Source organism: Microbacterium sp. BK668, assembly GCF_004362195.1.
Classification (GTDB): Bacteria; Actinomycetota; Actinomycetes; order Actinomycetales; family Microbacteriaceae; genus Microbacterium.
Genome location: NZ_SNWG01000001.1, coordinates 2519064 through 2544352 on the forward strand (window position 1 = coordinate 2519064; position 25289 = coordinate 2544352).

25 protein-coding genes, 2 tRNA genes and 1 pseudogene are annotated in these 25289 nt (G+C 69.8%); 20 read left to right on the plus strand and 8 right to left on the minus strand.

The annotated features are described in order from the left end of the window. Positions 1-15 precede the first annotated feature (15 nt). A complete protein-coding gene (locus EV279_RS11245) occupies positions 16-693 on the plus strand; it encodes a hypothetical protein (RefSeq protein WP_133543516.1) in 678 nt (225 codons plus the stop codon). Position 694: 1 nt separating this feature from the next. Here the strand turns inward: EV279_RS11245 and EV279_RS11250 are convergent, their stop codons facing one another. The 4 genes from EV279_RS11250 to pepN form a co-directional block, all read right to left on the minus strand. After that, entirely contained in the window at positions 695-2368 is a 1674-nt protein-coding gene (locus EV279_RS11250; protein WP_133543518.1) for an FAD-binding dehydrogenase, read from the minus strand. Between the two features lie 29 nt (positions 2369-2397). Further along, the gene (locus tag EV279_RS11255) at positions 2398-2895 is read right to left on the minus strand and encodes a globin (RefSeq protein WP_133543520.1); all 498 of its coding nucleotides are present in this window, start codon (positions 2893-2895) and stop codon (positions 2398-2400) included. Next, on the minus strand, positions 2892-3905 hold the full coding sequence (locus EV279_RS11260; protein ID WP_243728618.1) for a mechanosensitive ion channel domain-containing protein: 1014 nt from the start codon (positions 3903-3905) through the stop codon (positions 2892-2894). The genes EV279_RS11255 and EV279_RS11260 overlap by 4 nt, the downstream gene beginning before the upstream one ends. Before the next feature lie 177 nt (positions 3906-4082). Next, a complete protein-coding gene (pepN, locus tag EV279_RS11265) occupies positions 4083-6641 on the minus strand; it encodes an aminopeptidase N (RefSeq protein WP_133543524.1) in 2559 nt (852 codons plus the stop codon). Positions 6642-6837: 196 nt separating this feature from the next. Here pepN and EV279_RS11270 point away from each other — a divergent pair, with 196 nt between their 5' ends. From EV279_RS11270 to EV279_RS11290, 5 genes are all read left to right on the plus strand, one after another. Continuing rightward, positions 6838-8052: a ferrochelatase gene (locus EV279_RS11270; RefSeq protein ID WP_243728539.1), complete on the plus strand. Its 1215-nt coding sequence runs from the start codon at positions 6838-6840 to the stop codon at positions 8050-8052. A gap of 44 nt (positions 8053-8096) precedes the next feature. Then, positions 8097-8651 carry a ribose-5-phosphate isomerase gene (locus EV279_RS11275; protein WP_133543526.1) on the plus strand — a complete coding sequence of 185 codons (555 nt, stop codon included), beginning with the start codon at positions 8097-8099 and terminating at the stop codon, positions 8649-8651. Beyond that, positions 8651-9655, plus strand: coding sequence for a DNA glycosylase (locus tag EV279_RS11280; RefSeq protein WP_133543528.1), 1005 nt, complete (start codon positions 8651-8653; stop codon positions 9653-9655). The genes EV279_RS11275 and EV279_RS11280 overlap by 1 nt, the downstream gene beginning before the upstream one ends. A gap of 62 nt (positions 9656-9717) precedes the next feature. Continuing rightward, the gene (locus tag EV279_RS11285) at positions 9718-10356 is read left to right on the plus strand and encodes an FMN-binding negative transcriptional regulator (RefSeq protein WP_133543530.1); all 639 of its coding nucleotides are present in this window, start codon (positions 9718-9720) and stop codon (positions 10354-10356) included. Between the two features lie 44 nt (positions 10357-10400). Beyond that, positions 10401-11852 (plus strand): amidohydrolase family protein, encoded by a 1452-nt coding sequence (locus EV279_RS11290; protein WP_243728619.1) that lies wholly within the window; start codon positions 10401-10403, stop codon positions 11850-11852. A gap of 107 nt (positions 11853-11959) precedes the next feature. Here EV279_RS11290 and EV279_RS11295 read toward each other — a convergent pair whose 3' ends face one another. Next, on the minus strand, positions 11960-12445 hold the full coding sequence (locus EV279_RS11295; protein WP_133543534.1) for a DNA starvation/stationary phase protection protein: 486 nt from the start codon (positions 12443-12445) through the stop codon (positions 11960-11962). Positions 12446-12566: 121 nt separating this feature from the next. Here EV279_RS11295 and EV279_RS11300 point away from each other — a divergent pair, with 121 nt between their 5' ends. The 4 genes from EV279_RS11300 to EV279_RS11315 all read left to right on the plus strand — a co-directional run bounded on the left by EV279_RS11300 (position 12567) and on the right by EV279_RS11315 (position 14009). Then, positions 12567-13109, plus strand: a complete 543-nt coding sequence (locus EV279_RS11300; RefSeq protein WP_133543536.1) for a gamma carbonic anhydrase family protein — start codon at positions 12567-12569, stop codon at positions 13107-13109. A gap of 1 nt (position 13110) precedes the next feature. Further along, positions 13111-13482, plus strand: coding sequence for a hypothetical protein (locus EV279_RS11305; protein ID WP_133543538.1), 372 nt, complete (start codon positions 13111-13113; stop codon positions 13480-13482). A gap of 92 nt (positions 13483-13574) precedes the next feature. Beyond that, positions 13575-13874: a hypothetical protein gene (locus EV279_RS11310; RefSeq protein WP_133543540.1), complete on the plus strand. Its 300-nt coding sequence runs from the start codon at positions 13575-13577 to the stop codon at positions 13872-13874. Positions 13875-13935: 61 nt separating this feature from the next. Continuing rightward, a tRNA-Gly gene (locus tag EV279_RS11315) sits at positions 13936-14009 on the plus strand. A 31-nt stretch (positions 14010-14040) separates the two neighbouring features. Here EV279_RS11315 and EV279_RS11320 read toward each other — a convergent pair. Next, positions 14041-14946, minus strand: a complete 906-nt coding sequence (locus EV279_RS11320; RefSeq protein ID WP_133543542.1) for an alpha/beta hydrolase — start codon at positions 14944-14946, stop codon at positions 14041-14043. 158 nt (positions 14947-15104) lie between these two features. Here EV279_RS11320 and EV279_RS11325 point away from each other — a divergent pair. The 7 genes and pseudogenes from EV279_RS11325 to EV279_RS11350 all read left to right on the plus strand — a co-directional run bounded on the left by EV279_RS11325 (position 15105) and on the right by EV279_RS11350 (position 20621). Then, a tRNA-Pro gene (locus tag EV279_RS11325) sits at positions 15105-15178 on the plus strand. An 81-nt stretch (positions 15179-15259) separates the two neighbouring features. Further along, on the plus strand, positions 15260-16681 hold the full coding sequence (gene tig / locus EV279_RS11330) for a trigger factor (RefSeq protein ID WP_133543544.1): 1422 nt from the start codon (positions 15260-15262) through the stop codon (positions 16679-16681). A 151-nt stretch (positions 16682-16832) separates the two neighbouring features. Next, positions 16833-17417 (plus strand): ATP-dependent Clp protease proteolytic subunit, encoded by a 585-nt coding sequence (locus tag EV279_RS11335; protein ID WP_133543546.1) that lies wholly within the window; start codon positions 16833-16835, stop codon positions 17415-17417. A gap of 29 nt (positions 17418-17446) precedes the next feature. Then, entirely contained in the window at positions 17447-18118 is a 672-nt protein-coding gene (locus EV279_RS11340; protein ID WP_133543548.1) for an ATP-dependent Clp protease proteolytic subunit, read from the plus strand. A gap of 189 nt (positions 18119-18307) precedes the next feature. Beyond that, complete coding sequence (clpX, locus tag EV279_RS11345) at positions 18308-19576, plus strand: ATP-dependent Clp protease ATP-binding subunit ClpX (protein ID WP_133543550.1); 1269 nt, start codon at positions 18308-18310, stop codon at positions 19574-19576. 86 nt (positions 19577-19662) lie between these two features. Continuing rightward, positions 19663-19893, plus strand: a pseudogene (locus EV279_RS17145) (serine hydrolase domain-containing protein); the annotation flags it as partial. 104 nt (positions 19894-19997) lie between these two features. Further along, positions 19998-20621, plus strand: coding sequence for a serine hydrolase (locus EV279_RS11350; RefSeq protein WP_279526929.1), 624 nt, complete (start codon positions 19998-20000; stop codon positions 20619-20621). Positions 20622-20665: 44 nt separating this feature from the next. Here the strand turns inward: EV279_RS11350 and EV279_RS11355 are convergent, their stop codons facing one another. Next, entirely contained in the window at positions 20666-22711 is a 2046-nt protein-coding gene (locus tag EV279_RS11355; RefSeq protein ID WP_133543552.1) for a M3 family metallopeptidase, read from the minus strand. A gap of 105 nt (positions 22712-22816) precedes the next feature. On the opposite strand from EV279_RS11355, the gene EV279_RS11360 reads away from it, so the two are divergent. Genes EV279_RS11360 through EV279_RS11370 form a run of 3 tightly spaced genes read left to right on the plus strand, consistent with a single transcriptional unit; the run spans position 22817 to position 24983 of the window. Next, positions 22817-23449, plus strand: a complete 633-nt coding sequence (locus EV279_RS11360) for a helix-turn-helix domain-containing protein (RefSeq protein WP_133543554.1) — start codon at positions 22817-22819, stop codon at positions 23447-23449. Then, the gene (locus EV279_RS11365) at positions 23446-23643 is read left to right on the plus strand and encodes a hypothetical protein (protein ID WP_133543556.1); all 198 of its coding nucleotides are present in this window, start codon (positions 23446-23448) and stop codon (positions 23641-23643) included. Before EV279_RS11360 ends, EV279_RS11365 begins: the two co-directional genes overlap by 4 nt. Beyond that, a complete protein-coding gene (locus EV279_RS11370) occupies positions 23640-24983 on the plus strand; it encodes an MFS transporter (protein ID WP_133543558.1) in 1344 nt (447 codons plus the stop codon). The genes EV279_RS11365 and EV279_RS11370 overlap by 4 nt, the downstream gene beginning before the upstream one ends. Before the next feature lie 51 nt (positions 24984-25034). Here EV279_RS11370 and EV279_RS11375 read toward each other — a convergent pair whose 3' ends face one another. Further along, positions 25035-25289 (minus strand): hypothetical protein, encoded by a 255-nt coding sequence (locus EV279_RS11375; RefSeq protein WP_133543560.1) that lies wholly within the window; start codon positions 25287-25289, stop codon positions 25035-25037.

The following is a 25289-nucleotide window of genomic DNA, read 5'->3' on the forward strand; positions in this document are numbered from 1 at the left end:
GGTAGTTTAGGGCGGATGTCGCAGCGCCTTCTCTTCCCCGACGCCGAGGCCGCCGCCGATGCCCTCACCTTCGCCGGCCGCACCGCACGCCTCGGCGACGGCGGCGTGCGCCTGCAGGCGGCGAACGGCACCCTTGCGATCACGTCGGCGCCTCTCGCGCCGCGCGGTCTCTTCGACACGACCCCGACCGTCCTCGCCCTCCGCGCGCTTCCGGTGGATCCCGAGCTCGTCTGCGACCTCGTCGTCGACGCGACGCTCCTCGCGGCGGCCTCCGATGACGCACGAGCCGTCGTGCTTCCCGAGGTCGCGCAGTCTCCCGCGTGGGCGGGGATCTCACCTCCGCGGGGCGGGTGGGAGAGCGTGGGCGGGATCGCGGCATCCGTCCTCGCCTCCCGCGCCCAGTACGGCATCGCGGCCGTGGCCGAGGCCATGCCCGCCGACCCCGGCGAAGACGTGGTCCGCACCGTGCGCGCGAGCGTCTGGGGAGCGCCGGACGACGCGCTCGGGAACCTGCCCCTGGGCGCCGCCTTCGCGGCCTTCGCGCTCGGCTTCATCGCCGGTGAGGAGGAGGCGCAGGTCCGGCGCGCGGCGGCCTGGACGCGCGTGACGCTGCGGCGCGGTCATGTCCTGGTCCGGGGACCGGTCCGCGCCGGTCTCACGCCGGTCCGCGAGACCGGGGGAGGCCCGGCCTGATTCAGACGGCGGATGCCGCGGCTCGGCCGGCGATCCGGCCGGAGAAGAGGCATCCGCCCACGAACGTGCCCTCCAACGCGCGGTAGCCGTGCACGCCGCCGCCTCCGAACCCGCTGGCCTCACCGGCCGCGTAGAGCCCCGCGACCGGCGCACCCGACGCGTCGAGCGCGCGCCCGGATAGGTCGGTCTCGATGCCACCGAGCGACTTGCGCGTCAGCACATGGAGCTTCACGGCGATCAGCGGACCCGCCGCCGGATCGAGGATACGGTGGGGCACAGCCGTCCGGACGAGCTTGTCGCCGCGGTACGCGCGCGCGGAGCGGAGCATCGCGATCTGGGCGTCCTTGGTGAAGTCGTTCTCGATCTCGCGGTCGCGCGCCTCCAGCTCGAGCCGCACGCGGTCGCCGTCGAGCACCTCCCCGCCGGGAAGCGCCTTCATCCCGGCGATGAGAGCCTCGAGATCGTCGCGCACGACGAAGTCCGCGCCGTGGTCCATGAAGGCCTGGACCGGTCCCGCGGCGCCCTTGCCCAAGCGGGAGCGGACGAGAAGCGGCAGGTCCTTGCCGGTCAGGTCGGGGTTCTGCTCGCTGCCCGAGAGGGTGAACTCCTTCTCGATGATCCTGTGGGAGAGCACGAACCACGAGTGATCGTGGCCGGTCGCGCGCAGGTGCGCGAGCGTGCCGAGCGTGTCGAAGCCGGGATACAGCGGAACGGGCAGGCGGTGTCCCGTGGCGTCCAGCCAGAGCGACGACGGCCCCGGGAGGATCCGGATGCCGTGATCCGGCCAGACCGGATTCCAGTTCTGCAGGCCCTCGACGTAATGCCACATGCGGTCGCCGTTGATGATCCGGGCCCCGGATGCCTCGGCGACCGGCAGCATCGAGCCGTCCACGTATGCCGGGACGCCCGTCACCATCGTGGCCGGCGCTGTGCCGAGCCTCGGGGGCCACATCGCACGCACGAGGTCGTGATTGCCGCCGATCCCGCCCGAGGCGACGATCGTCGCCGACGCCGTCACCTCGAAGGCGCCGACGACTTCACGCGAGCTCGCCGCCCCGCGCACGGAGCCGGACGGTGCGAGCACCTCGCCGGCTGCTCCCGAGACGGCACCTCCCGCAGTCGTGAGGGACGTCACGCGGTGGCGAGGAAGGATGGTGATCCGGCCGGCCGCCTCTGCGCCCTCCACCGCCGCGGCGAAAGGCGCGACGATGCCCGGCCCCGTGCCCCACGTGATGTGGAAGCGGGGCACGGAGTTGCCCGGCCCGGTCGCGCCGTAGCCGCCGCGCTCGGCCCAGCCGACGACGGGGAAGAAGCCGACGCCCTTCTCCCGCAGCCATGCCCGCTTCTCGCCGGCCGCGAACTGCAGGTATGCCTCGGCCCAGCGCTTCGGCCAGGCGTCCTCCTCGCGGTCGAAGCCCGCGGTGCCGAACCAGTCCTGGCGCGCGAGGTCGAGCGAGTCCTTGATCCCCATCCGGCGCTGCTCGGGGGAATCGACGAAGAACAGCCCGCCGAACGACCACCACGCCTGCCCGCCGAGATTCGACCGCGGCTCCTGGTCGACGAGGACGACCTTCCTGCCCGCCGCGGCTGCCTCGCTCGCCGCGACGAGACCGGAAAGGCCCCAGCCGACGACGAGGACGTCGGCGGAGTGGGTCGAGGTGGTGGCGGGGGGCATGGCGACTCCTTCGTCGTCGTGTCGGAAGCTCAGGCCGTGCTGTCGGGCCGCGGCGAGGTAAGAGGGAGAGACGTTGCGGCTCGCCCACCCGCCGCTGGTCCGATTCCGCTGGGCTCGAACGTGTTGACCATCGCGTGCGCGGCTCGTTGGAGATAGTCCCACAGAGTCGCCTCATGCAGCGGCGACAGTGCGAGCTCGTCGACTGCGGCGCGCATGTGGGCGAGCCAGCGATCGCGGGCGTCCGGGTTCACATGGAAGGGGGCGTGCCGCATCCGCAGCCGGGGATGGCCGCGCTGCTCGCTGTACGTCGTGGGACCGCCCCAGTACTGCTCCAGGAACATCGTCAGACGGACTTGCGCGGGTCCCAGGTCCTGCTCCGGGTACATCGGCTTCAGGACGTCGTCTTCGGCGACGCCGCGGTAGAACGTCTCGACGAGGCGGACGAAGGTCTCGTGGCCGCCGATCTCGTCGTAGAACGAGAGGGGCGCGGCATCCGTCCCCTGAGCATCGGCGCGCGGATCGGTCATGGTGTCGGCTCTCCGTCCGGGCGATCGCCGGTCTCGGCGTGGCGCTTGCTGCGCTGCTTCTTGGGCTTCCACACGGGGTTCTCGGGAACCTTCGTCACCGGCGTCGGCTTGGTGCGCGGCGGATTCGCACCGCGGACGCTCTGCGCCGCGTCCGGCCCCGTCAGGGTGATCGAGGTGAGCTGCGGAAGAGTCAGTCCCAGCTCGTCGACCGCGCGCTTGAGGCGGACACGCAGCTCGCGCGCGACGTCGTCCTTGGTGTTCGGGCGGGTCTTCATGACAAGGCGGATGACGAGAGCATCGCCCGAGACGGACTCCAGGCCCCAGACCTCGGGCGTCTCCAGGATCCGGCTCCGCCACTTGGGCTCGTTGCGCAGCGCCTTCGCGGCATCCAGCAGCGCGTCCTCGACCTCGTCTATGTCGGCGTCGACGGGCACGGCGAGATCGACGATGACGCGGGACCAGCCCATCGACATGTTGCCGATGCGGGTGATCTCGCCGTTGCGGACGTACCAGAGTGTGCCGTTGACGTCCCGGACATGCGTGATCCGGACGCTGACGTACTCCACGATCCCCGTCGCGAGACCGAGGTCGACGACGTCGCCGATGCCGATCTGGTCCTCCGCGACGATGAAGATGCCGTTGAGGACGTCCTTGACGATGTTCTGCGCGCCGAAGCCGAGACCGGCGCCGATCGCGGCGGTCAGGAGCGCGAAAGACCCCAGCACCTCGCTGTTGATCCGGTAGATGACGAGGATGATCGCGACGATGACGATCGTCACGTTGACGATGTTCGAGAGGATCGATCCGAGGGTCCGCGTGCGCTGCACGAGCCTGACCTGGGCGATGGGGGAGCGGTCGAGGGCCTGGGTGTCGTCGACATTGGCCTTCGACTTGGCTCCGCGGACGATCCGCTCGACGACGCGGTCGATCAGTCGGCGCATGATCCACGCCAGGATCATGGCGCCCAGGATGATGCCGAGGATCGACAGCGCCGTCCAGGCAGCCCCCATGAGGAAGTTGCCCACGCTCGCGCCGATCTCCGCCCAGTCCACCGTGCTGCTGCTGCCTTCCGCGCCCGTGATCCGCATTCGACCCATCGTATTTCGAGCCGCCTCAGCGCCCCCTGAGTGCCGGTGTGAAGATGATGGATGCCTCGTCCCTGCGCGGGACGAGGCATCCGTCATCGATCAGCGTGCGTCGCGCTCCTGCACGGCGAGGGCGCGCTCGGTGCCGGCCAGGTTCTCCTGCACGAGCCGGCGGAGCGCCGGCGCCGCCTGGCCGTTGGCGGCGAGCCATGCGCGCGTCGCGTTGCGCAGCTCGACGTTCGCGAGGGCCGCGGGGTAGAGCCCGACGATGAGGTACTGGGCGATCTGGTAGGTCCGCGACTCCCAGATCGGCAGCAGCATGTCGAAGTACGGCTCGACGAAGGCGCCGAGCTGATCGACGCTCGCGGGGTGCGTGAATCCGGCGGCCGCCGCCCGGACGATGGTGTTCGGCAGGTCGTCGCTGTCGATGAGCGATGACCACGCCGCCTTCTTCGCCTCGGCGTCCGGCAGCGCGGCCTTCGCCTGCGCGGCGAACTCCCCGCCCTTCGCGGTGTTGTCGGCGGCGAGGGCCGCATCGATGTCCGCCTCGGTCACGACGCCGCCCGCCGCGAGCGAGACGAGGAGCTGCCACGAGAGGTCGGTGTCGATCGCGAGACCCTCGAACGCGATCTCGCCGTCGCGCACCTGCCGGACCTTCTCCCACTGCAAGGGCGTCGAGGCGGCGCTTGCGAACGCCGTGACGAGCTGGAGCTGGCCGTCGCTGCCCTGCTCGGCCGCCTGGGCGAGCTCCCAGAGCGCGTTCGCGACCTTCTCGCGGGTCGTCGCCCGCTTCTCCGGGGCGACGTAGAAGTTCGCGGCGAGCTGCAGCTGAGCGAGGGTCGTGCGGACCGTGGTGGACTCGCTCTCGGCCCCGATGTTGCGCAGCACGAGGTCGATGTAGTCGCTCGCGGAGGCCTCGGCATCCCGTGTCTGGTCCCACGCGGCGCCCCACACGAGCGAGCGCGCGAGCGGGTCGCTGATCTTCGCGAGGTGCTCGATGGCCGTTGCGAGCGAGCGCTCGTCGAGGCGGATCTTGGCGTAGGCCAGGTCGTCGTCGTTGAGCAGCACGAGGTCGGGGCGCTCGATGCCCTTGAGCTGAGGCACCTCGGTGAGGTCGCCGTCGACGTCGAGCTCCACGCGGTGCACCCGGACGAGGGCGCCGCCCCGGAGGCTGTAGAAGCCGATGCCGAGGCGGTGCGGGCGGATCGTCGGGTAGTCGGCCGGCGCGGTCTGGACGATCGCGAACCGCGTGATCCGCCCGTCGACGTCGGTCGCGATCTCGGGCGAGAGGGTGTTGACTCCCGCGGTCTCGAGCCACTTCTTCGACCAGGTGCCGAGCTCCCGGCCGCTCGTCGTCTCGAGCTCGGCGAGGAGGTCGGAGAGCTCCGTGTTCGAGAACGCGTGCTTCTTGAAGTACGCCGCGACGCCGGCGAAGAACGCCTCGACGCCCACCCAGGCGGCGAGCTGCTTGAGCACCGAGCCGCCCTTGGCGTAGGTGATGCCGTCGAAGTTCACCTGGACGTCTTCCAGGTCGTTGATCTGCGCGACGACGGGGTGCGTCGAGGGAAGCTGGTCCTGGCGGTACGCCCAGGTCTTCTCCATCGCGTTGAAGGTCGTCCACGCCCCGGTCCACTCCGTCGCCTCGGCGGTCGCGATCGTCGACGCCCACTCGGCGAACGACTCGTTGAGCCAGAGGTCGTTCCACCACTTCATGGTCACGAGATCGCCGAACCACATGTGGGCGAGCTCATGGAGGATCGTGACGACGCGACGCTCCTTGACGGCATCCGTCACCTTGCTGCGGAAGACGTACGTCTCGGTGAAGGTCACCGCGCCGGCGTTCTCCATCGCGCCGGCGTTGAACTCCGGCACGAAGAGCTGGTCGTACTTCTCGAACGGGTAGGCGTAGTCGAACTTCTCCTCGAAGTACGCGAAGCCCTTGCGCGTCGTCTCGAAGACGTAGTCGGCGTCCATGTACGGCCAGAGGCTCTTGCGCGCGTAGACCCCGAGCGGGATGACGCGGCCAGACGCGCTCGTGAGCTCCGAGGTCGTGACCTCGTAGGGGCCCGCGATGAGGGCCGTGATGTACGACGAGATCTTCGGCGTGGGCGCGAACGACCATGTGGCCGACCCGTCGCCGTGCTTCTTCGGCTCCGGCGTCGGCGAGTTCGACACGACCTTCCACGGCTCGGGGGCCGTCACCGTGAACCGGAAGGTGGCCTTGAGGTCAGGCTGCTCGAACACCGCGAACACCCGGCGGGAGTCGGGCACCTCGAACTGCGAGTACAGGTAGACCTCGCCGTCCACCGGGTCGACGAAGCGGTGCAGGCCCTCGCCGGTGTTCGTGTAGAGCGCGTCGGCGTCGACGACGAGCTCGTTATCGGCCTCGAGACCGTCGAGGGCGATCCGCGAGTCGGCGAATGCCGTCGCCGGGTCGATCGACCGGCCGTTCAGCGTGATCTCGCGCACCTCGCGCGCGATCAGGTCGATGAAGGTCGAGGTGCCGGCGGTGGCAGGGAAGCGCACGACGGTGCGGGACCCGAAGACCTCCTCGCCCTGTGTCAGGTTCAGGCTGATCTCGTATGAGATCCCGGACCCCGAGGGGTCGATGATCGCGCGGCGCTCCTGCGCTTCGACGCGGGTGAGGTTCTCTCCAGGCACTTCGCTCTGCTCCCGTTTGTGATGGGGGATGGGACGCCTCGCACGGATGCTGCTGGCTCCGGCGACAACCGTCCCAGCCTATGCCAGCGCGCGTCGCGGCACCGCGGTCGCGGGCGGTTCCGTGGACATCGATGCGGGTCTCTCGACCCCGAGTCAAGTGCGCCCTGCGCGCCTGTGCCGATGGAAGGATGGTCGCGTGGTCGAACCGCACGAGAATCAGCATCCGGACAGCACGCGCGAACAGGGAGTGGTCCTCTTCGCCTCGCCCGAGGCGTCCTCCGGCGCCCCGCACGTCGACGTGCCCGTCGCCTACGACGCGATCCTCCTCGCGAGCTTCGGCGGTCCCGAGGGGCAGGACGACGTCATCCCCTTCCTCCGCAACGTCACGCGCGGGCGCGGCATCCCCGACGAGCGCCTCGAGGAGGTGGCCCACCATTACCGTCACTTCGGCGGCGTGAGCCCCATCAACGACCAGAACCGCGCCCTCAAGGCGGCGCTCGAGGATGAGCTCGCACGCCGGTCCATCGACCTCCCCGTGTACTGGGGAAACCGCAACTGGGCCCCGTACCTGGATGAGGCGGTGACGGATGCCGCGGCATCCGGTCACACGAAGCTGATCGCGATCGCGACCAGCGCCTACAGCTCGTTCTCGAGCTGCCGCCAGTACCGCGAGGACTTCGCGCGCGTCCTGACCGACACGGAGCTCGCCGGCACGGTCACGATCGACAAGGTCCGCCAGTTCTTCGACCACCCGGGATTCGTGACGCCCTTCGCGGAGGGCGTCCGCGACGCCGTGAAGGGATACCTCTCCCAGGGCATCGCGCCCGAGGCGATCCGCGTGCTCTTCTCGACCCACAGCGTGCCGATGGACGACGCGCGGCGCTCCGGGCCACGCGACGTCGACTGGGGAGAGGGCGGCGCGTACGCGACCCAGCACCTCGCCGTCGCGGAGCGCATCATGGCCGACCTCGCCGCCGAGGAGCCGGTGGCGGCGCGGATCGGGTGGGAGCTCGTCTACCAGTCGCGCTCCGGCCCGCCCTCGCAGCCGTGGCTCGAGCCCGACATCAACGATGTCATCGAGGCCCTCCCCGCAGCGGGCGTCGAGGCGATCGCGATCGTGCCCCTCGGCTTCGTGAGCGACCACATGGAAGTGCTGTGGGACCTCGACACGGAGGCGATGGAGGCCGCGCAGGAGGCGGGGATCCAGGCGGTCCGCACACCGACGCCCGGCATCGACCCCGCGTTCGTGTCGGGACTCATCGACCTCGTGCTCGAGCGCGTCCAGGGAACGCCCACCGCGGACCGGCCTCACGAGACGACCCTCGGCCCGTGGTTCGACGTCTGCCGGCCCGGGTGCTGCGAGAACATCCGCGCCGGGTTCAAGCCCGCCGCGGCGGGCGTCGCGCCCTGACCGGCGCAGGATCCCTCACCCCTCCGCGTCCCTAGGATTGGCCCATGCGCATCCACATCGCGACCGATCACGCCGGCCTCGAGTTCTCCACGCAGCTGCAGCATCATCTCGCCGAGCAGGGACACGAGGTCGTGGATCACGGTCCCCTCGACTACGAGCCGCTCGACGATTACCCGGCCTTCTGCATCCGCGCCGCTCAGGCGGTCGTGCGCGACCAGGCCGCAGGCATCGAGACGCTCGGCATCGTCTTCGGCGGCTCGGGCAACGGCGAGCAGATCGCGGCGAACAAGGTCGAGGGCATCCGGGCCGCCCTCGTCTGGAGCATCGCGACCGCTGAGCTCGCCCGCGAGCACAATGACGCCAACGTGATCGCGATCGGCGCGCGTCAGCACACGTTCGGCGAGGCGACGACCTTCATCGACCGCTTCATCTCGACCCCGTTCTCGAACGAGGAGCGCCACATCCGCCGCATCCGCCAGATCGCCGACTTCGAGAGGGACGGCAGCCTCGTGTCCGACCCCCGTACCCCGCGCGGCGGCGCGCTGCACGCGCCGACCGGCGGCGAGTCGTCCGACGCGATGGACCCCGAAGCAGGCTGATGCCCGAGGGCCATTCCGTCCACCGCATCGCGCGCCAGTTCGACCGCAACATCGTCGGGCGCGCTGTGCGCGCGTCGAGCCCGCAGGGCCGGTTCGCCGAGGGGGCCGCGGTGCTCGACGGCCGCGTCGCCGAGCGGGTGCAGGCGGTCGGCAAGCAGATGTTCCTCGGCTTCGAGGGCGACGCGTGGCTGCGCGTGCACCTCGGGATGTACGGCGCGTGGGATTTCGCCGGCGAGGTCCTCGTGGATGCCACGATCGCCTCGGCGAACGGGCGGATGGGGCAGACGAACCAGCGCGGGACGGCCCTGGAGGCGGATGAGCCCGTCCTCGACAGCGCCGGCGAGAACTCGCTGACCTCGATCGGGGCCCCGCGTCGGGCGCGCGTGCACGTGCGCATGTCCGAGCAGACGACCGGCCTTCCCGAGGAGGACGGCCAGTGGCCGCCGCCGGTCGTGGGGCAGGTCCGCCTGCGCCTGCTGACCGACGTGACGTGCGCCGACCTGCGCGGCCCGACGGCGTGCCAGATCCAGACGCCCGATGAGGTCGTGGCGACGATCGCCAAGCTCGGACCGGACCCGCTCGTGGACGACGTGGGGGAAGGGGAGGAGCGCTTCACGGCTGTCGTCCGTCGCAAGCCGACGGCGATCGGGCTGCTCCTCATGGACCAGTCCGTCGTGAGCGGGATCGGCAACGTCTACCGCGCGGAACTCCTCTACCGTGCCCGTCTCAATCCGCACACCCCTGGCCGCGAGGTGCCGGAGGAGCTCGTGCGCGCGATCTGGCGGGACTGGGTGAACCTGCTCGCCATCGGCGTCGAGACCGGCCAGATGATGACGATGGACGGGCTCGATCCCGATCGCTGGCGTGCCGCGATGGCCAGCCGCGACGACCGGCACTGGGTGTACCGGCGACAGGGCCTGCCGTGTCGCACGTGCGGGACGGCGATCCTCGTCGAGGAGATGGCCGCCCGCAAGCTCTACTGGTGCCCCTACTGCCAAGCCTGATCCCTGCGACCGGAGGTCGCGAGCCGCGCTGCGGCGAGGCATCCGGCTCCTAATCTGGATCCATGCGACAGAACCCGAGCTTCGCGATGACCGACGTCGGTGAGCTGCGTCGTCTCATCGAGGGCAACCCCTGGATGACGCTCGTGAGCGCGACCGACGACGGGCTCGTCGCGTCGCACTACGCCGTGCTTCTCGACGAGGAGCGCGACGACCTCACGATCGTGGGCCACGTCGGCAAGCCGGACGACCTGATCCACGGACTCGGGGCTCGCGAGCTCCTGGTCGTCGTCCAAGGTCCGCACGGGTACATCTCTCCCGGCTGGTACGGGGACGCCGCCGGCGTGCCGACGTGGAACTTCGTGTCGGCGCATCTCTCCGGAGTCCCCGAGATCCTCACTCCCGACGAGAATCTGCGCGTGCTCGACCGTCTCGTCGCCCGCTTCGAGGGACGGATGCCGCAGCCGCGCCTGCTCTGGGAGCCCCCGAACGACCCGGCCTACGTGGAGCGGCTCGAGAAGGGCACGGTGGGGTTCCGGCTCACGCCCACCCGGGTCGTGGCCAAGCGCAAGCTGAGCCAGAACCGGACGCCGGAGGTCGTCGAGACGATCATCGCCGAGTTGAGCGGCGACGGCGCCTTCGCGAACCCCGCCCTCGCGGCGGAGATGCGCCGCGCACACGACGCGCGCCGGGGCGCCCGGTGACGGGACTCGGCGAGTCGATCGCCACCATCACGGACGTCCGCATCGTGGGGCCCGGCAGCGAGCTGCTCCCGGTCGACGGCCCCTTCGACGTCTTCCTCGAGGGAGGGCTCATCTCCGACATCGCACCGCGGGGCGCCCTCCGGGCCCGCGGTCCCGTGCTCGACGGCGAAGGAGGCTGGCTGATCCCCGGCCTGTGGGATCACCACGTGCACACGATGCAGTGGGCGCTGGAGTCGCAGCGGGCGTCCCTTGGACAGGCCGTCTCCGCGACCCACGCCGCGACGCTGATCGCGGCGGCCCCGATCGTCGACGGCCGCCGAGTCGGGGCGGGCTTCCGCGATGCCTTCTGGCCGGACCGGCCCACGCTCGCCCTCCTCGACGCCGCGACGGGAGAGACCCCCGCCTATCTCATCAACGCGGACGTCCACAGTGTCTGGCTGAACTCGGCGGCGCTGCGTCGCGAGGGATTCGAGGCCGATGATTCCGGCGTCCTCCGCGAAGAGCCGGCGTTCGAGATCTCCCGGCGGCTCAACGCGGTCGACCCCGCGACCGGCGATCGGGTCATCCGCCGGATGGCGGCGGATGCCGCGGCCCGCGGCGTGGTGGGCCTCGTCGATCTCGACATGGCCTGGAACGAGGATGCGTGGGCCCGCCGCACGCTCGACGGCTTCGACGCGCTGCGCGTCGAGTTCGGCATCTATCCGGACCACCTGTCCCGGGCCCTCGCGGAGGGCCTTCGCACCGGCGATGTCGCCCGCGGCGCGGCATCCGATCTGGCTCGTGTAGGCCCGCTCAAGGTGATCACCGACGGGTCGCTCGGCACCCGCACGGCCGCCTGCTCCCAGCCCTACCCGGGCGACCCGCACAATCACGGGGTGCTGACCGTCTCTCGCGAGAGTCTTGTCGAGCTCATGACCGCGGCGACGGCGGGCGGACTCTCGTGCGCCATCCACGCGATCGGCGACGTGGCGAACTCGCACGCCCTCGACGCCTACGCCTTCACTCAGGCGACGGGCACGATCGAGCATGCGCAGCTCGTGGCGCACGCCGACATCCCGCGCTTCGCGCGACTCGGCGTGAGCGCGAGCGTCCAGCCCGAGCATGCGATCGACGACCGCGACCTCACCGACACGATCTGGGCGGGGCAGACGGCGCAGCCCTACCCGCTCGCGGCGCTGGCCGCCTCCGGCGCGAACCTCCTCCTCGGGTCCGACGCGCCGGTGACTCCTCTCGACCCGTGGGCCTCGCTGGCGTCGGCGGTCTTCCGCACGCGAGACGGGCGCGAGCCGTGGCAGCCCGAGCAGGCCCTCGACGCGGTAACCGCCCTCGCGGCGTCGACCCACGCCGGCTCGGCCGCGCCCGCTCTCGTGGCACCGGGCGCGCCCGCCGACCTCGCGCTCTGCGCGGCCGATCCCCTGGCCGGCGACGAAGGGGCGCTCCGCTCGATGCGCGTCGTCGCCACGCTGCTCGGCGGCCGGATCACGCACCGGGCCTGATCCAGCATCGGCGCGTCCCGGGTCGGGGAGCGGATGGCTGAGCCGCGGCCGCGCCGGAGACGACGAAGCCCCGGATCTCTCCGGGGCTCCGTGCGGCGCGTCGGCGCTCAGCCGGCGAGGTGCGCGAAAAGGAACCAGCGGTCCTTCTCGATGCTCGCCTTGATGCCGATCGCGATGTCCTGGCTGGTGAGGTCCACCTCGTCCAGCCCGTCGATCGCCGCCTGCACGTCGGCGATCACGACGTCCATGTCGGAGATCACGGCACGGATCGTGTCCTCCCACTGCGAGAAGCCGGCGGCGAGCGTGGTCGGCCGCGTCTTCTCCGCGATGGTGGCGAGCCGCGCGTCGATGGGAAGACCCAGTGCGACGATCCGCTCCGCAGCCTGATCGGCGGCGTCCTGCGCGTGCTCGACGATGGTGTCGAGAAGCTCGTGGATCGCGATGAAGTTCGCACCGCGGACGTTCCAGTGCGCCTGCTTGCCGTTGACGGCGAGGGCCTGGAGTCCGAGCGCGACCGGGGTAAGGAACTGGGCAGAGCCGGCTGCGGCCTCGGGATCCGCAGCGGTCGCCGGGGTGGTCTGGATGTCGGTCATATCGCACGCCTCCGTCTCGACGGGATGTCGTCGTCGGGTGCAACGCTACTCAGCCGGATGCATTCCGCAAGGAAGCCAAGCCTGCGCTCACCTGCGCATCGCGCTCGCGTAGGGTCGGCACATGACGATCGCCGACGATGCCTCCGTCCTCTCGCTCCCCGGCAAGACCCCGTCGATCGCCCCCTCGGCATTCGTCGCTTCCGGAGCGCGCGTGATCGGCGCGGTGACCCTGGCTGACGGCGCGAGCGTCTGGTACAACGCCGTCCTCCGCGGCGACAGCGACGCCATCCGCATCGGGGCCGGGAGCAACCTGCAGGACAACGTCTCCGTCCACGTCGATGCGGGGCATCCCACGGTCATCGGCGAGAACGTGTCGGTCGGGCACAACGCTGTCGTCCACGGCTGCACCATCGGCGACGGGTCGCTGATCGGGATGGGAAGCGTCGTCCTCTCCGGGGCGGTGATCGGAGACGGATGCCTCGTCGCCGGCGGCGCGGTCGTGCTGGAGGGTGCCGTCATCCCGCCGGGGTCGCTCGTGGCCGGCGTACCCGCCAAGGTGCGCCGAGAGCTCACCCACGAGGAGCGCGCAGCCATCCTTCGCAACGCCGACACCTACCGCGCGCACCTCTCCGCACATGCCGGCGCCGCGCCGGTGGAGCGCTGACATGCGCATCGACTCGCTGGGCCCGGGTGAGGTCTTCGTCTTCGGCTCGAACGCCGCGGGCGCGCACGGCGGGGGAGCGGCGCGCTTCGCCTACGACCGCTTCGGCGCGGTGTGGGGCCAGGCGGAGGGGCTTCAGGGCCGGTCGTACGGCATCGACACGATGTCCGGGCGCGCCGTCTTCGAGGAGCAGGCCGGCCGGTTCGTCGCGTTCGCCGCGGCGAACACTGATCTCCGCTTCCTCGTGACGGAGGTGGGCTGCGGCATCGCGGGATACACGCCGGAGCAGGTCGCCGGCTTCTTCCGCGGGGCTCCCGGCAACGTCGTTCTGCCCGAGTCGTTCGTCGCCGTGCTGGAAGCATCCGCAAGCGCATAGGGCGCGATCGCGCAACCCCTTCCGCAACCGCGTACGCCCGACTTACGGTGACGGTTCCCCTCGCGGATCTGCAGTGCAGTTAGGGGGCGCCGATGTCTCTTCGCGCCAGCACCACCGTCACCAAGCGCGGGACGACGGCCGCCACGATAGCCGTCAGCGTCGTCGCCTTCGTCGCCGCGGTGGTCTTCGTCTTCCTCGCGGTCCTGTGGAGCGAAGCGGCTTCCCAGATGTGGGGCATCGCCCTCGGCGTCCTGCTGCCGATCGCGATGACACTCCTCGCAGCGGTCGTCCTGACGGCTCAGCTGATTCGCTCACGCCGCCCCAGTTCGACCGCGATCCGTCACGCGGTGAAGCGGGAGCTGAAGGCGATGTTCAAGACCGACGTGAACTGACGGGCGGCAGAGTCGGCTGCCGGCGTGTAATACACTCGTCGAGTGCGCTTTCGCGCGCTCCGGGGATGTAGCTCAATGGTAGAGCCTCAGTCTTCCAAACTGATGGTGCGGGTTCGATTCCCGTCATCCCCTCCATGCCGTGACGCTTCCCTGCGACGCGTCCCTCTCACTCGGCTTTCGGCTCGGGATGCAGCGCACCCCGGTGCACCTCGACGATGCGCGTGTGCCTGTGCCCCTCCGCGTGATCGCGGATGGGCTTGTCCTCCATGAAGAGGCGGATGACGTGCGCGAGCTCCTCAGGGTGGCTGAAGTTGATCGCGTGCGCCGCGCTCGCCATCTCGACGACGAGGACGTGATTGTCGGTCTGCCGCGCGACCTCCTGGATGCGGGCGGCGTTCGGCAGGAGGGGATCGCGCTCGCCGAGCACGACGAGCGTCGGCACGTGCATGCCGAGCAGCCGCTGCAGCGAGGGGTACTGAGTGAGCGCCTTGAACATCTTGAAGGTGCTCGGCACGCCGAACCTCAGATAGTCCGGTGTCGCGACGCCGACCATCTTCCGCGGCTCGCGGCCGCCGTCCTTTGCGAGCTGGCCGACCGCGCGGCTGAGGGGCTGATTGTGCACCCCGCCCGCCGGCGACACGAGAACCGCCCGCTCGAGCCGCTCGGGGTAGTGGTACGCGAACTCGCAGATGACGGGGCATCCCATCGAATTGCCCACGAGCGTCGCCTTCTCGATGCCCCGGTCATCGAGGAATCGCGCAGCCGCCCGGGCGAGATCGGGCACATCGAGCTGCCCCGGGGCCTTGCCGCTGCGGCCGAACCCGGGGAGGTCGGGCACGAGCGTGTGGAACTCGTCCGAGAGCCGTTCGGCCGTCGGCAGAAGGTAGCGCCCCGACAGTCCGAAACCGTGCACGTGCATCATCACCGGCGCATCCGGCGTATTGACCGACTCCCGGTAGAAGACGTCGATGCCGTCGACGAGCGTCCAGCGCTCCGCCAGCGTCGTCTGCGGCCGGCGCGGGTGCATCCGCCGCCGGTGCTGATAGTTCGGAGCCGTACCCGTTCCAGCCATCCCGTCCACCCCTTCGGATCCGTCGAGGGGAACGTCCCACTCCGCGCGGAGCACTGTCAACACCGGGGACCCCGGAATCGCCCCGCACAGGTGACCCCCTCCCACGTCGGCTAGACTTCTCGGGGCCGAATCGGCGTACGCGCGCGTGCGCACCCGCCCGGGGCGTAGCTCAGCTTGGTAGAGCGCCCGCTTTGGGAGCGGGAGGCCGCAGGTTCAAATCCTGTCGCCCCGACGTCACGGCCTCCTCATCTCAGAGACCCGGACCTTCAGCTGCCGCGCATGTGCGCGGTTCACACAAGGAGAACGAACAGGCATGGTCAACAGCACCGTCGAGAAGCTCAGCCCCACGCGGGTCAAGCTGCACATCACGGTCACCCCGGACGAGCTCAAGCCGAGCATCACCCACGCCTACGAGCACATCGCTCAGGACGTGCAGATCCCCGGCTTCAGGAAGGGCAAGGTGCCGGCTCCGATCATCGACCAGCGCATCGGCCGCACGGCGGTGCTCGAGCACGCCGTCAGCGAGGGCCTCGACAGCTTCTACCGTGAGGCCGTGCAGGCTCAGGAGCTCCGCGTCCTCGGCCGTCCGAGCGCCGAGGTCACCGAGTGGCCGAACGAGAAGGACTTCTCCGGGGACCTCCAGGTCGAGGTCGAGGTCGACGTCCGTCCCGAGTTCGATCTCCCCGAGTTCGAGGGCACGACGATCACCGTCGACGCGACGGAGGTCGACGAGGCCGCGATCGACGAGGAGCTGGACCGCCTGCGCGGCCGCTTCGGCACGCTCGTGACGGTAGACCGCCCCGCCGCGACCGGCGACTTCGTCGAGCTCGACCTCGTCGCGACGATCGACGGCGAGGAGATCGACCGCGCCGAGGGCGTGTCGTACGAGGTCGGCTCGGGCGAGCTGCTCGAGGGCATCGACGAGGCCATCGACTCGCTCACCGCCGGTGAGGACACGACCTTCCGCTCCAAGCTCATCGGCGGCGACCACGCCGGCGAAGAGGCCGAGGTCTCGGTCACCGTCAACGCCGTCAAGGAACGCGAGCTCCCCGAGGCCGACGACGACTTCGCCCAGATCGCGAGCGAGTTCGACACCATCGCCGAGCTGCGCGACAGCCTCAAGGAGCGCGTCGGGCAGCAGTCCGTGTTCACGCAGGGCTCCGCGGCCCGCGACAAGCTCGTCGAGCAGCTCCTCGAGCAGGTCGACATCCCGGTTCCCGCGCAGCTGGTCGAGGACGAGGTGCACAACCACCTCGAGGGCGAGGGTCGCCTGGAGGACGACGTGCACCGCGCCGAGGTGACCGAGGCGAGCGAGAAGCAGTTCCGCACGCAGATGCTGCTCGACGCGATCGCCGAGAAGCTTCAGGTCCAGGTCTCGCAGGAGGAGCTCACGCAGTACCTCGTGCAGTCCGCCGCGCAGTACGGGATGGCCCCGCAGGAGTTCGTCGACGCGCTGCAGCAGAACAACCAGCTGCCCGCCATCGTCGGCGAGGTGGCCCGGAACAAGGCCCTCGCGATCGCTCTCGGCAAGGTGTCGGTCGTCGACTCCAACGGTGCCCCGGTCGACCTGACCGGCTTCGTCGCCCTCGATGACGAGACCGACGCCGAGGAGGAGGTCGTCGAGGAGGCGGAGGAGATCGTGGATGCCGCGGCCGAGGCCGACGCCATCATCGAGGCCGAAGAGGCCGACGCGAAGCCCGCGAAGCCCGTGAAGAAGGCGGCCAAGAAGAAGTAGGGCGCGCATGCGTTCGAGGGGGTGGATGCCGCGGCATCCACCCCCTCTTCTTTCGCAGGCGCGCCCCTTCTCTGCCCAGGGCGAACACGGCCGGGTCGCCGTGGAGCCGCCGGTAGATTCGTTGGCACGACCACCCGAAACAGGAGTGAACATGGCCGAACCCCTTGTCGCGACGAGCGTCTTCGACAGGCTGCTGAAGGACCGCATCATCTGGCTGGGCTCGGAGGTGCGCGACGAGAACGCCAACGAGATCTGCGCGAAGATCCTCCTCCTCGCCGCAGAGGACTCCGAGAAGGACATCTACCTCTACGTCAACTCGCCCGGCGGCTCGATCACCGCGGGCATGGCGATCTACGACACGATGCAGTTCGTACCGAACGACATCGTCACCGTCGGCATCGGCATGGCCGCCTCGATGGGCCAGCTGCTGCTCACCGCCGGCACGAAGGGCAAGCGGTACATCACGCCGAACGCGCGCGTCCTGCTGCACCAGCCGCATGGCGGGTTCGGCGGCACCGCAAGCGACATCCAGACGCAGGCTCAGCTCATCCTCGACATGAAGAAGCGCCTCGCCGAGATCACGGCGGCCCAGACCGGGAAGTCCGTCGAGCAGATCAACGCCGACGGCGACCGCGACCGCTGGTTCACGGCGCAGGAGGCCCTCGAGTACGGCTTCGTCGACCACATCCGCGAATCCGCAGCCGACGTCATCGGCGGCGGCGGGACCGCGGCCTGAGACTGCGGCGAAAGAGAGAGAAAACGTCAATGATCACCCCCTCTCCAGGATTCCCCGTCCCGCAGGGTCTGCAGGTTCCGAACAGCCGCTACGTCCTGCCGCAGTTCGAGGAGCGCACGGCCTACGGCTACAAGCGCCAGGATCCCTACAACAAGCTGTTCGAAGACCGCGTCATCTTCCTCGGCGTGCAGGTCGACGATGCTTCGGCCGATGACGTCATGGCCCAGCTCCTCGTGCTCGAGAGCCAGGACCCCGACCGCGACATCATCATGTACATCAACTCGCCCGGCGGCTCGTTCACGGCGATGACGGCGATCTACGACACCATGCAGTACGTGTCGCCGCAGATCCAGACCGTCGTGCTGGGTCAGGCCGCCTCGGCGGCGGCGGTGCTCCTCGCCGCCGGCGCCCCCGGCAAGCGCCTCGCTCTGCCGAACGCCCGGATCCTGATCCACCAGCCCGCGATGGGCGAAGCCGGTCACGGCCAGGCGTCGGACATCGAGATCCAGGCGGCCGAGATCCTCCGCATGCGGACATGGCTCGAAGAGACGCTCGCGAGGCATTCGAACAAGTCCAAGGACGAGGTCAACAAGGACATCGATCGCGACAAGATCCTGTCGGCCGAGGAGGCCGTCGCCTACGGCCTCGTCGACCAGGTGCTGACCACCCGCAAGAGGACTCCCGCGGCGCTGACCAAGTAGCCTTCGCCGGACCAGCCCCGTCGCCCTGCTCACGCGGGCGGCGGGGCTTCTTCGTGCGGATGGTTCCGCCGCGGGCGGAACACGGCGGATCGTGCTCCACATTGCGTGTCGCAATGCCGCCGCTTGTCGGCCGCAACGGTTAGGCTCGACATCAGCCGGCATCGGCCGGCCCGCAAGGAGGAGAGCCAGATGGCCCGCATCGGTGAGAGCGCCGACCTGTTCAAGTGCTCCTTCTGCGGAAAGAGCCAGAAGCAGGTCCAGCAGCTCATCGCGGGCCCGGGCGTCTACATCTGCGACGAGTGCGTCGAGCTGTGCAACGAGATCATCGAGGAGCGTGCGGCAGAGCAGGGCGCGGGGGTCGTGTCGGACTTCGACCTCCCCAAGCCGCGGGAGATCTTCTCCTTCCTCGAGGAGTACGTCGTCGGCCAGGAGCCTGCGAAGCGGGCGCTCTCGGTCGCGGTGTACAACCACTACAAGCGCATCCGCGCGCACGGCACCCTTCAGCCCGCCGAGCAGCGCGCCGACGAGGTGGAGATCGCCAAGAGCAACATCCTGCTGATCGGCCCCACCGGCTGCGGCAAGACCTACCTCGCGCAGACCCTCGCGAAGCGCCTCAACGTCCCGTTCGCCGTGGCCGACGCGACGGCGCTCACGGAGGCCGGCTACGTAGGCGAGGACGTCGAGAACATCCTCCTCAAGCTCATCCAGGCAGCCGACTTCGACACCAAGCGCGCCGAGACGGGCATCATCTACATCGACGAGGTCGACAAGATCGCGCGCAAGGCCGAGAACCCCTCCATCACGCGTGACGTGTCGGGCGAGGGAGTGCAGCAGGCGCTGCTGAAGATCCTCGAGGGCACGGTCGCCTCGGTCCCGCCCCAGGGCGGCCGCAAGCACCCGCATCAGGAGTTCATCCAGATCGACACGACGAATGTCCTGTTCATCGTCGCCGGCGCCTTCGCGGGCCTCGAAGACATCGTCTCGACCCGTGTCGGCAAGCACGGCATCGGGTTCGGCGCCCCGCTGCACGACAAGGGCCAGGATCTCGACCTGTTCAGTGAGGTCCAGCCGGAGGACCTGCACAAGTTCGGTCTCATCCCCGAGTTCATCGGGCGGCTTCCCGTCGTGGCATCCGTGTCGCCACTCGATCAGCAGGCTCTGATGGAGATCCTCGTCGAGCCCAAGAACGCGCTCGTGAAGCAGTACCAGCGCATGTTCGAGCTCGATGGCGTCGAGCTCGAGTTCGAGCGCGACGCGCTCGAGGCGATCGCCGACCTCGCCGTCGCGCGCAAGACGGGCGCGCGAGGTCTGCGCGCGATCCTCGAGGACGTCCTCGGACCGATCATGTTCGAGATCCCCTCCGCCGAAGACGTCGACAAGGTCATCGTCACGCGTGCCGCCGTCGACGAGGGCGCCGCGCCCACGCTCGTGCTCAGGCACAAGCGCAAGAGCGCCTGACGGCAACCCGCCCCGCATCGGGGCCGATAGGGTCGCGATATGGAGCACCCCGAGCCGACCTGTCCGACTTCTGCGGTGTGTTCAGCGTGCGGCAGGGCGACGCCGTCCTGGGGGAGTGGGCGGTCGGCCTCGCCGATCGCGTCGCCGGTGCGCCGAACACGCCTCGCACCAGGTTCGGCCTGGCGAGCGGAACCAAGACGTTCACGGCCGTCACGGTGCTCTCGCTCGTCGGCGATGGATCGCTGAGCTTGGACGACCGTGTCCGTCACTGGCTGCGCGATGACCTGTCGCTGATCGCGGATGACGTGACCGTCGATCACCTCCTCACGCACACATCGGGCATCGGCGACTACCTGGACGAAGAGGTCGACGCACTCGCGCCCATGACGGTGCCCGTGCAGGAGCTGGAGTCGACTCCCGCATACCTCGCCGTGCTGGACGGCTTCCCGACGAAGTTCGCCGCGGGGGAGCGTTCTCGTACTGCAACGGCGGGTACGTGGTGCTCGCGCTTCTCGCCGAGCGTGCATCAGGCGTCCCGTTCGCCGAGCTCGTGGACCAGCGGGTCTTCCAGCCGGCGGGGATGACGGCATCCGGATTCGCGCGCTCCGATCTGCTCCCGCCCGGCACCGCGACGGGGTACAAGGACGACGGGCGCTCGAACGTCTTCGCGCTCCCGGTCCTCGGCTCAGGAGATGGCGGAGCCCACTCGACGGCCGGCGACATTCACCGCTTCTGGCGCGCGCTCGTCGACGGTCGCCTCGTGGAGGAACGTCTCGTCGCGCTCGCCACCGAGCGCGCGACGGAGGATGCGGGCGACGGGCTGGGCTACGGGCGCGGCATCTGGCTCGAAGACGACACACTGGTGATGGCGGGCGGGGATCACGGCGTCGCCTTCACGAGCCGCCACGACCGCGCCACGGGAACCACCGTGAGCGCCCTGGCGAACATCGAGGTGCGCACGTTCGCGCGGACGCGGGATGCCCTGGCCGCCGTGCGTGGAGGAAGGGAGTCCGCACAGCCTCCGAACGCGACGGGAGGGGCGTAGCCCTTCCCGTCCGCCACCCGGTACGAGCTCGCCGAGGGCGGTCGTCAGGCGGCGAGACCTCGGCGCTCGAGAAGCGGCTGTATCTCGGCATCCCGCCCGCGGAAGTCGCGGTAGGCCTCGAGCGGATCCTTCGAGCCGCCGACGCCGAGCAGCCGCTCGCGGAAGCGGTCGCCGTTGGCCCGGCGCAGGCCCCCGTTCTCGCGGAACCACTCGACGGTGTCGGCGTCGAGCACCTCGCTCCAGATGTAGGAGTAGTAGCCGGCGCTGTACCCGCCGGAGAAGACGTGGGCGAAGTACGTCGACGAGTACCGCGTCGGGACGACGGGGTTGTCGAGGCCGATGTCGGCGAGGGCGGATGCCTCGAACCGCGCGACGTCGAGCTTCTGAGCGGCTTCGTCCTGGCCGAGCGAATGCCACGCCTGGTCGATCCATGACGCGGCGAGGTACTCGCTCGTCGCGAAGCCCTGGTTGAAGGTTTCTGAGGCCTCGAGCTTCTTGATGACTTCCGCCGGCAGCGGCTCGTCGGTGTCGATGTGGCGTGCATACTTCGACAGCACCTCCGGCCAGTAGATCCACATCTCGTTGACCTGACTGGGGAACTCGACGAAGTCACGGAACACGTTCGTGCCCGCGAAGTGGGGATACGTGACGGTCGCGAAGAGTCCGTGCAGAGCGTGACCGAACTCATGGAAGAGCGTCGTCACCTCATCGAGGCTCAGGAGCGTCGGCTTGCCGGAAGCGGGCTTGGGCACGTTGAGGTTGTTGACGACGACGGGGCTCGTGCCGCGTAGGCGCGACTGCGAGACGATCGAGTTCATCCAGGCGCCGCCGCGCTTCGTGTCCCGCGTGTAGAGGTCGAGGACGTACAGTCCCAGCGCCGACCCGTCGGCGTTGTGGACCTCGAAGACGCGCGCCTCCGGGTGGTAGGCGCCGAGATCCGTGCGCTCGGTGAAAGTGACGCCGTAGAGCTCGGTCGCCGCGTGGAAGACGCCGTCGCGCAGGACGCGCTCGGCCTCGAACCACGGACGGAGGGCCGCGCGGTCGAGGTCGTACTCGGCCTGGCGGACCTTCTCGGTGTAGAACGCCCAGTCGTGGGCTTCGAGCTCGAACGGCTCCGCCTCGCTGTCGATGATCGCCTGAAGTGCCTCCTGCTCGCGCCTGGCGTTGCGGGCGGCGGGGACGGCGAGCCTCCGCAGGAGATCGTGCACGGCCTCGGGCGAGCCCGCGGTCTCGTCCGCCGTGACGAAGGCGGCGTGCGACGCATAGCCCAGGAGCGCTGCGCGCTCGGCCCGCAGCCGGACGATCTCGCGCAGGACATCGCGGTTGTCGTGCTGGTTGCCGCGGGATCCACGTGAGCGCGAGGCATCCATGATCCGCTTGCGGCTCTCGCGATTCGTGAGGCTGGCGAGGTACGGATGCCCCGTGAACAGCGTGAGGGTCACCACGTACTTGCCCTCGAGGCCCCGGTCGGCTGCGGCCTGCGCGGCGGCCGACAGCTCGCCTTCCTGCAGTCCGTCGAGGTCGGCGGCCTCGTCGAAGACCACTGCGAGGTCGTTCGTGTCGTTGAGCAGGTTCTTCTCGAAGGTCGTCGTCAGCGTCGACAGGCGCTGGTTGATCTCCGTGAGGCGCGCCTTCGCCTCGTCGTCGAGGCCTGCGCCGGCCTGCGTCATCTCGCGGTAGTGCCGCTCGACGAGGTAGCGCTGCTCGGGCTCGAGACCGAGGCCGTCGAGCTGCTCGTGCAGCGTCTTGATCCGCCAGTAGAGCCGGCTGTCGAGTTGGATCGAGTCGTGGTGAGCCGACATCAGCGGCGCGAGCGTCTCTTCGATCTCCTGTATCTCAGGCGTCGCATCCGCCGACGACACCGTGTAGAAGGTGCGCGAGGTCTGCCCGAGGAGCTGTCCGCTGGACTCGAGCGGGACCATGGTGTTCTCGAAGGTCGGCATCGAGCGCACGCGCGTGATGGCGGAGATCTCGGCGCGCTGCTGAGCGAAGGCCTCCTCGAACGCCGGGAGGTAGTGCTCAGGTCGGATCGCCGCGTAGTCGGGAAGCTGATAGGGGAGCGTGCTGGAGGACAGGAGCGGGTTCGCCATGCACTCAGCCTAGTGATCGGCGGTGCCCGTGCCCAGGATCGTTTGCAAACAAGGTTATGCAAAACAAGTGTTGCAAACATCTCTTTGCGGTTGTACCGTGCAGGTATGGACGAGACGGAGCGCACCCCCTCGACGGCCGAGCGCGTGGAGGACCGCCACGCTCAGGATCGCGTGCTCGACAGCGGCGCACTGCGGGCGCTGGCGCACCCGCTCCGGGTCCGCATCTACGACATCCTCAGCCAGTACGGTCCGCAGACGGCCAGTTCGCTCGCGGAGCGTCTGGGCGAGTCGAGCGGGTCGACGAGCTACCACTTGAGGGCCCTGGCCAAGCACGACCTCATCCGCGAGGTGAGCGGGCGCGGATCGGCGCGCGAACGCTGGTGGGAGCGGCCGGTCGGGGGCGTGTCCTTCGCCAACGGCGAAGCGGTCAAGACGCCGGCCGGACGGGCGGCGACCCAGATCGTCATGAACGAGTTCTTCCAGCTCCGCCAGGAGCAGCTCCTGCGCTTCATGGACCGGAGCCTGGGAGAGGAGAAGGGTCCCTGGCAGGAGGCCAGCATGATCTCCACCGCGACCGCCCGCCTCACTCCGGAGCAGAGCGCCGAGCTGACCCGCAGCATCATGGCCTTGATCGACGAGGCCGTGGACAAGTACCGAAATCAGACCGGGGACGAGGTCCGGCCCGTGACCATCCGTGCCGACGTCTTCCCCCTCCCCGACTTGGAGGATCAGTCATGACCGCCGTGACCTCGCACCGGATTCCCACCACGCCGATCGACCGGGCGCTGCTGCGCGCGGCATCCGCTCTCGACGCGTTCGTGGCCCACCGCGTACAGCGCCGCTCGGTCGCGGTGCCCGTTGCGGCCACCGCGCACGACGCCGCCCGCAGCCGCGCGCAGGCACTCGGCGCGATCGGCATCATGCCGCGATGACCATCCATTCCGAGGCGACGGAAGAGTCGGCCGCCGAGCGGGGACGCACGCCCCCGCTCGGTCGCGACTTCGGGAAGCTGTGGACCGCCGCCGCGTTCAGCAATCTCGCCGACGGCCTGGGACGCACGGCGGTTCCCCTCATCGCGACGACGCTGACCCGGGATCCCCTCGCCATCTCGGTGATCGGGGCTCTCGCCTTCCTGCCGTGGCTCGTGTTCGGGCTGCCGGCGGGGATGATCGTCGACCGGTTCGACCGCCGCATCGTGATGGCCGTCGCGAACACCATCCGGGGCGGTGTCGCGCTGTGGCTGGCGATCCTGACGGTCACCGGGGGTCTCGAGCTCTGGGCGCTCTTCCTCGGCACGCTGATCTTCGGCCTCGGCGAGACGCTCTTCGACAACGCGACGAACGCCGTCATCCCGGGCGTCGTCCGGCGATCGCAGCTCGATCGCGCGAACGGCCGGATGCAGGCGGCGCAGGTGACCATCGACATGTTCATCGCGCAGCCGATCGCCGGCGTGCTGTTCGCCGTCTCGCTCGCGCTGCCGCTCTGGATCGGATCGGCCGGATACATCGTGCCCATCGTGCTCGCGCTGCTGCTGCCGCTCTCGGCGGCGCGTGCGCTGAACGAAGAGCGAGTGCAGGATGCCGGGGCTCCGGATGTCGCGTCGGCCGGACCGATCGCCGAACCCGTGCCCGCCCCGCCGTCGCGCTCCGCGACGAGCGCGGGCGAGGCCGTCGCCTACCTGTGGCACCACCGGTACCTGCGGGCGATGACGATCTACACGGCACTCGTCGGCAGCGCGCTGTCGTTCGCCCAGGCCGCCACCATCCTCTACTTCCTCGACGAGCTGGGTGTGCAGCCCTATGCGATCGGCTTCGTCACCGCGGGGATCGGCGTCGGCGCGCTCGGCGGTTCGCTCGTCGCCCCGCGGCTCGTCGCGCGGTTCGGCCGCGGCGGCGTCATGCTGGGCGCCAACATCGGGGCGGCGGTGGGCCTCGGACTGACGGGCGTCATGCCCGAGGTGTGGTCGGCCGCCATCGCCTATGCGTTCGGCGCCTTCTCGATCTCGGTGTGGAATGTGCCGTGGGGCGCGCTGCGTCAGCAGATCGTGCCGCCTCGACTCTTCGGCCGCGTGCTCGGCATCATCCGCACGTGCACGTGGGGGATGTTCTCGGTGGCGACGATCCTGGGCGGCTGGGTGGCCCAGACCTCGCTCCGGCTGCCGTTCGTGACGGCAGGCGTCTTCATCCTTCTCGCGACGGTCTGCGGCGCGCACCTTCTCCTCGTCGGCACGCGCAGGGCCGGCGCGGAAGCCGGCGACCCGTACACCGACTGACGCCGCAGGCGCCCTCCCGATCGTGCGAGGCGCCCAGCAGGAGACGCGCGGTCAGTGGCCGCCGAAGCTCGTGTCGTCGTCGTGGCGCACGACGGGTTCGCCGTCAGCGTCGAGCGTCACGATGACCCCGGTGTCCAGTTCCGCGATCGGCCGCCCCTCGAGCCAGGTGAGGGTCCAGCGCGGCCGGGGCTGACCGAGCTCGTCGTTCGGCGTCGCCCCGTCGACGCCGCGCACGCCGCGCGCGAGCGCCTCCGGCACGGCGGCCGGCGGCTCGTCGCCCGAAGTCCAACGTGTTCCCAGCTGCAT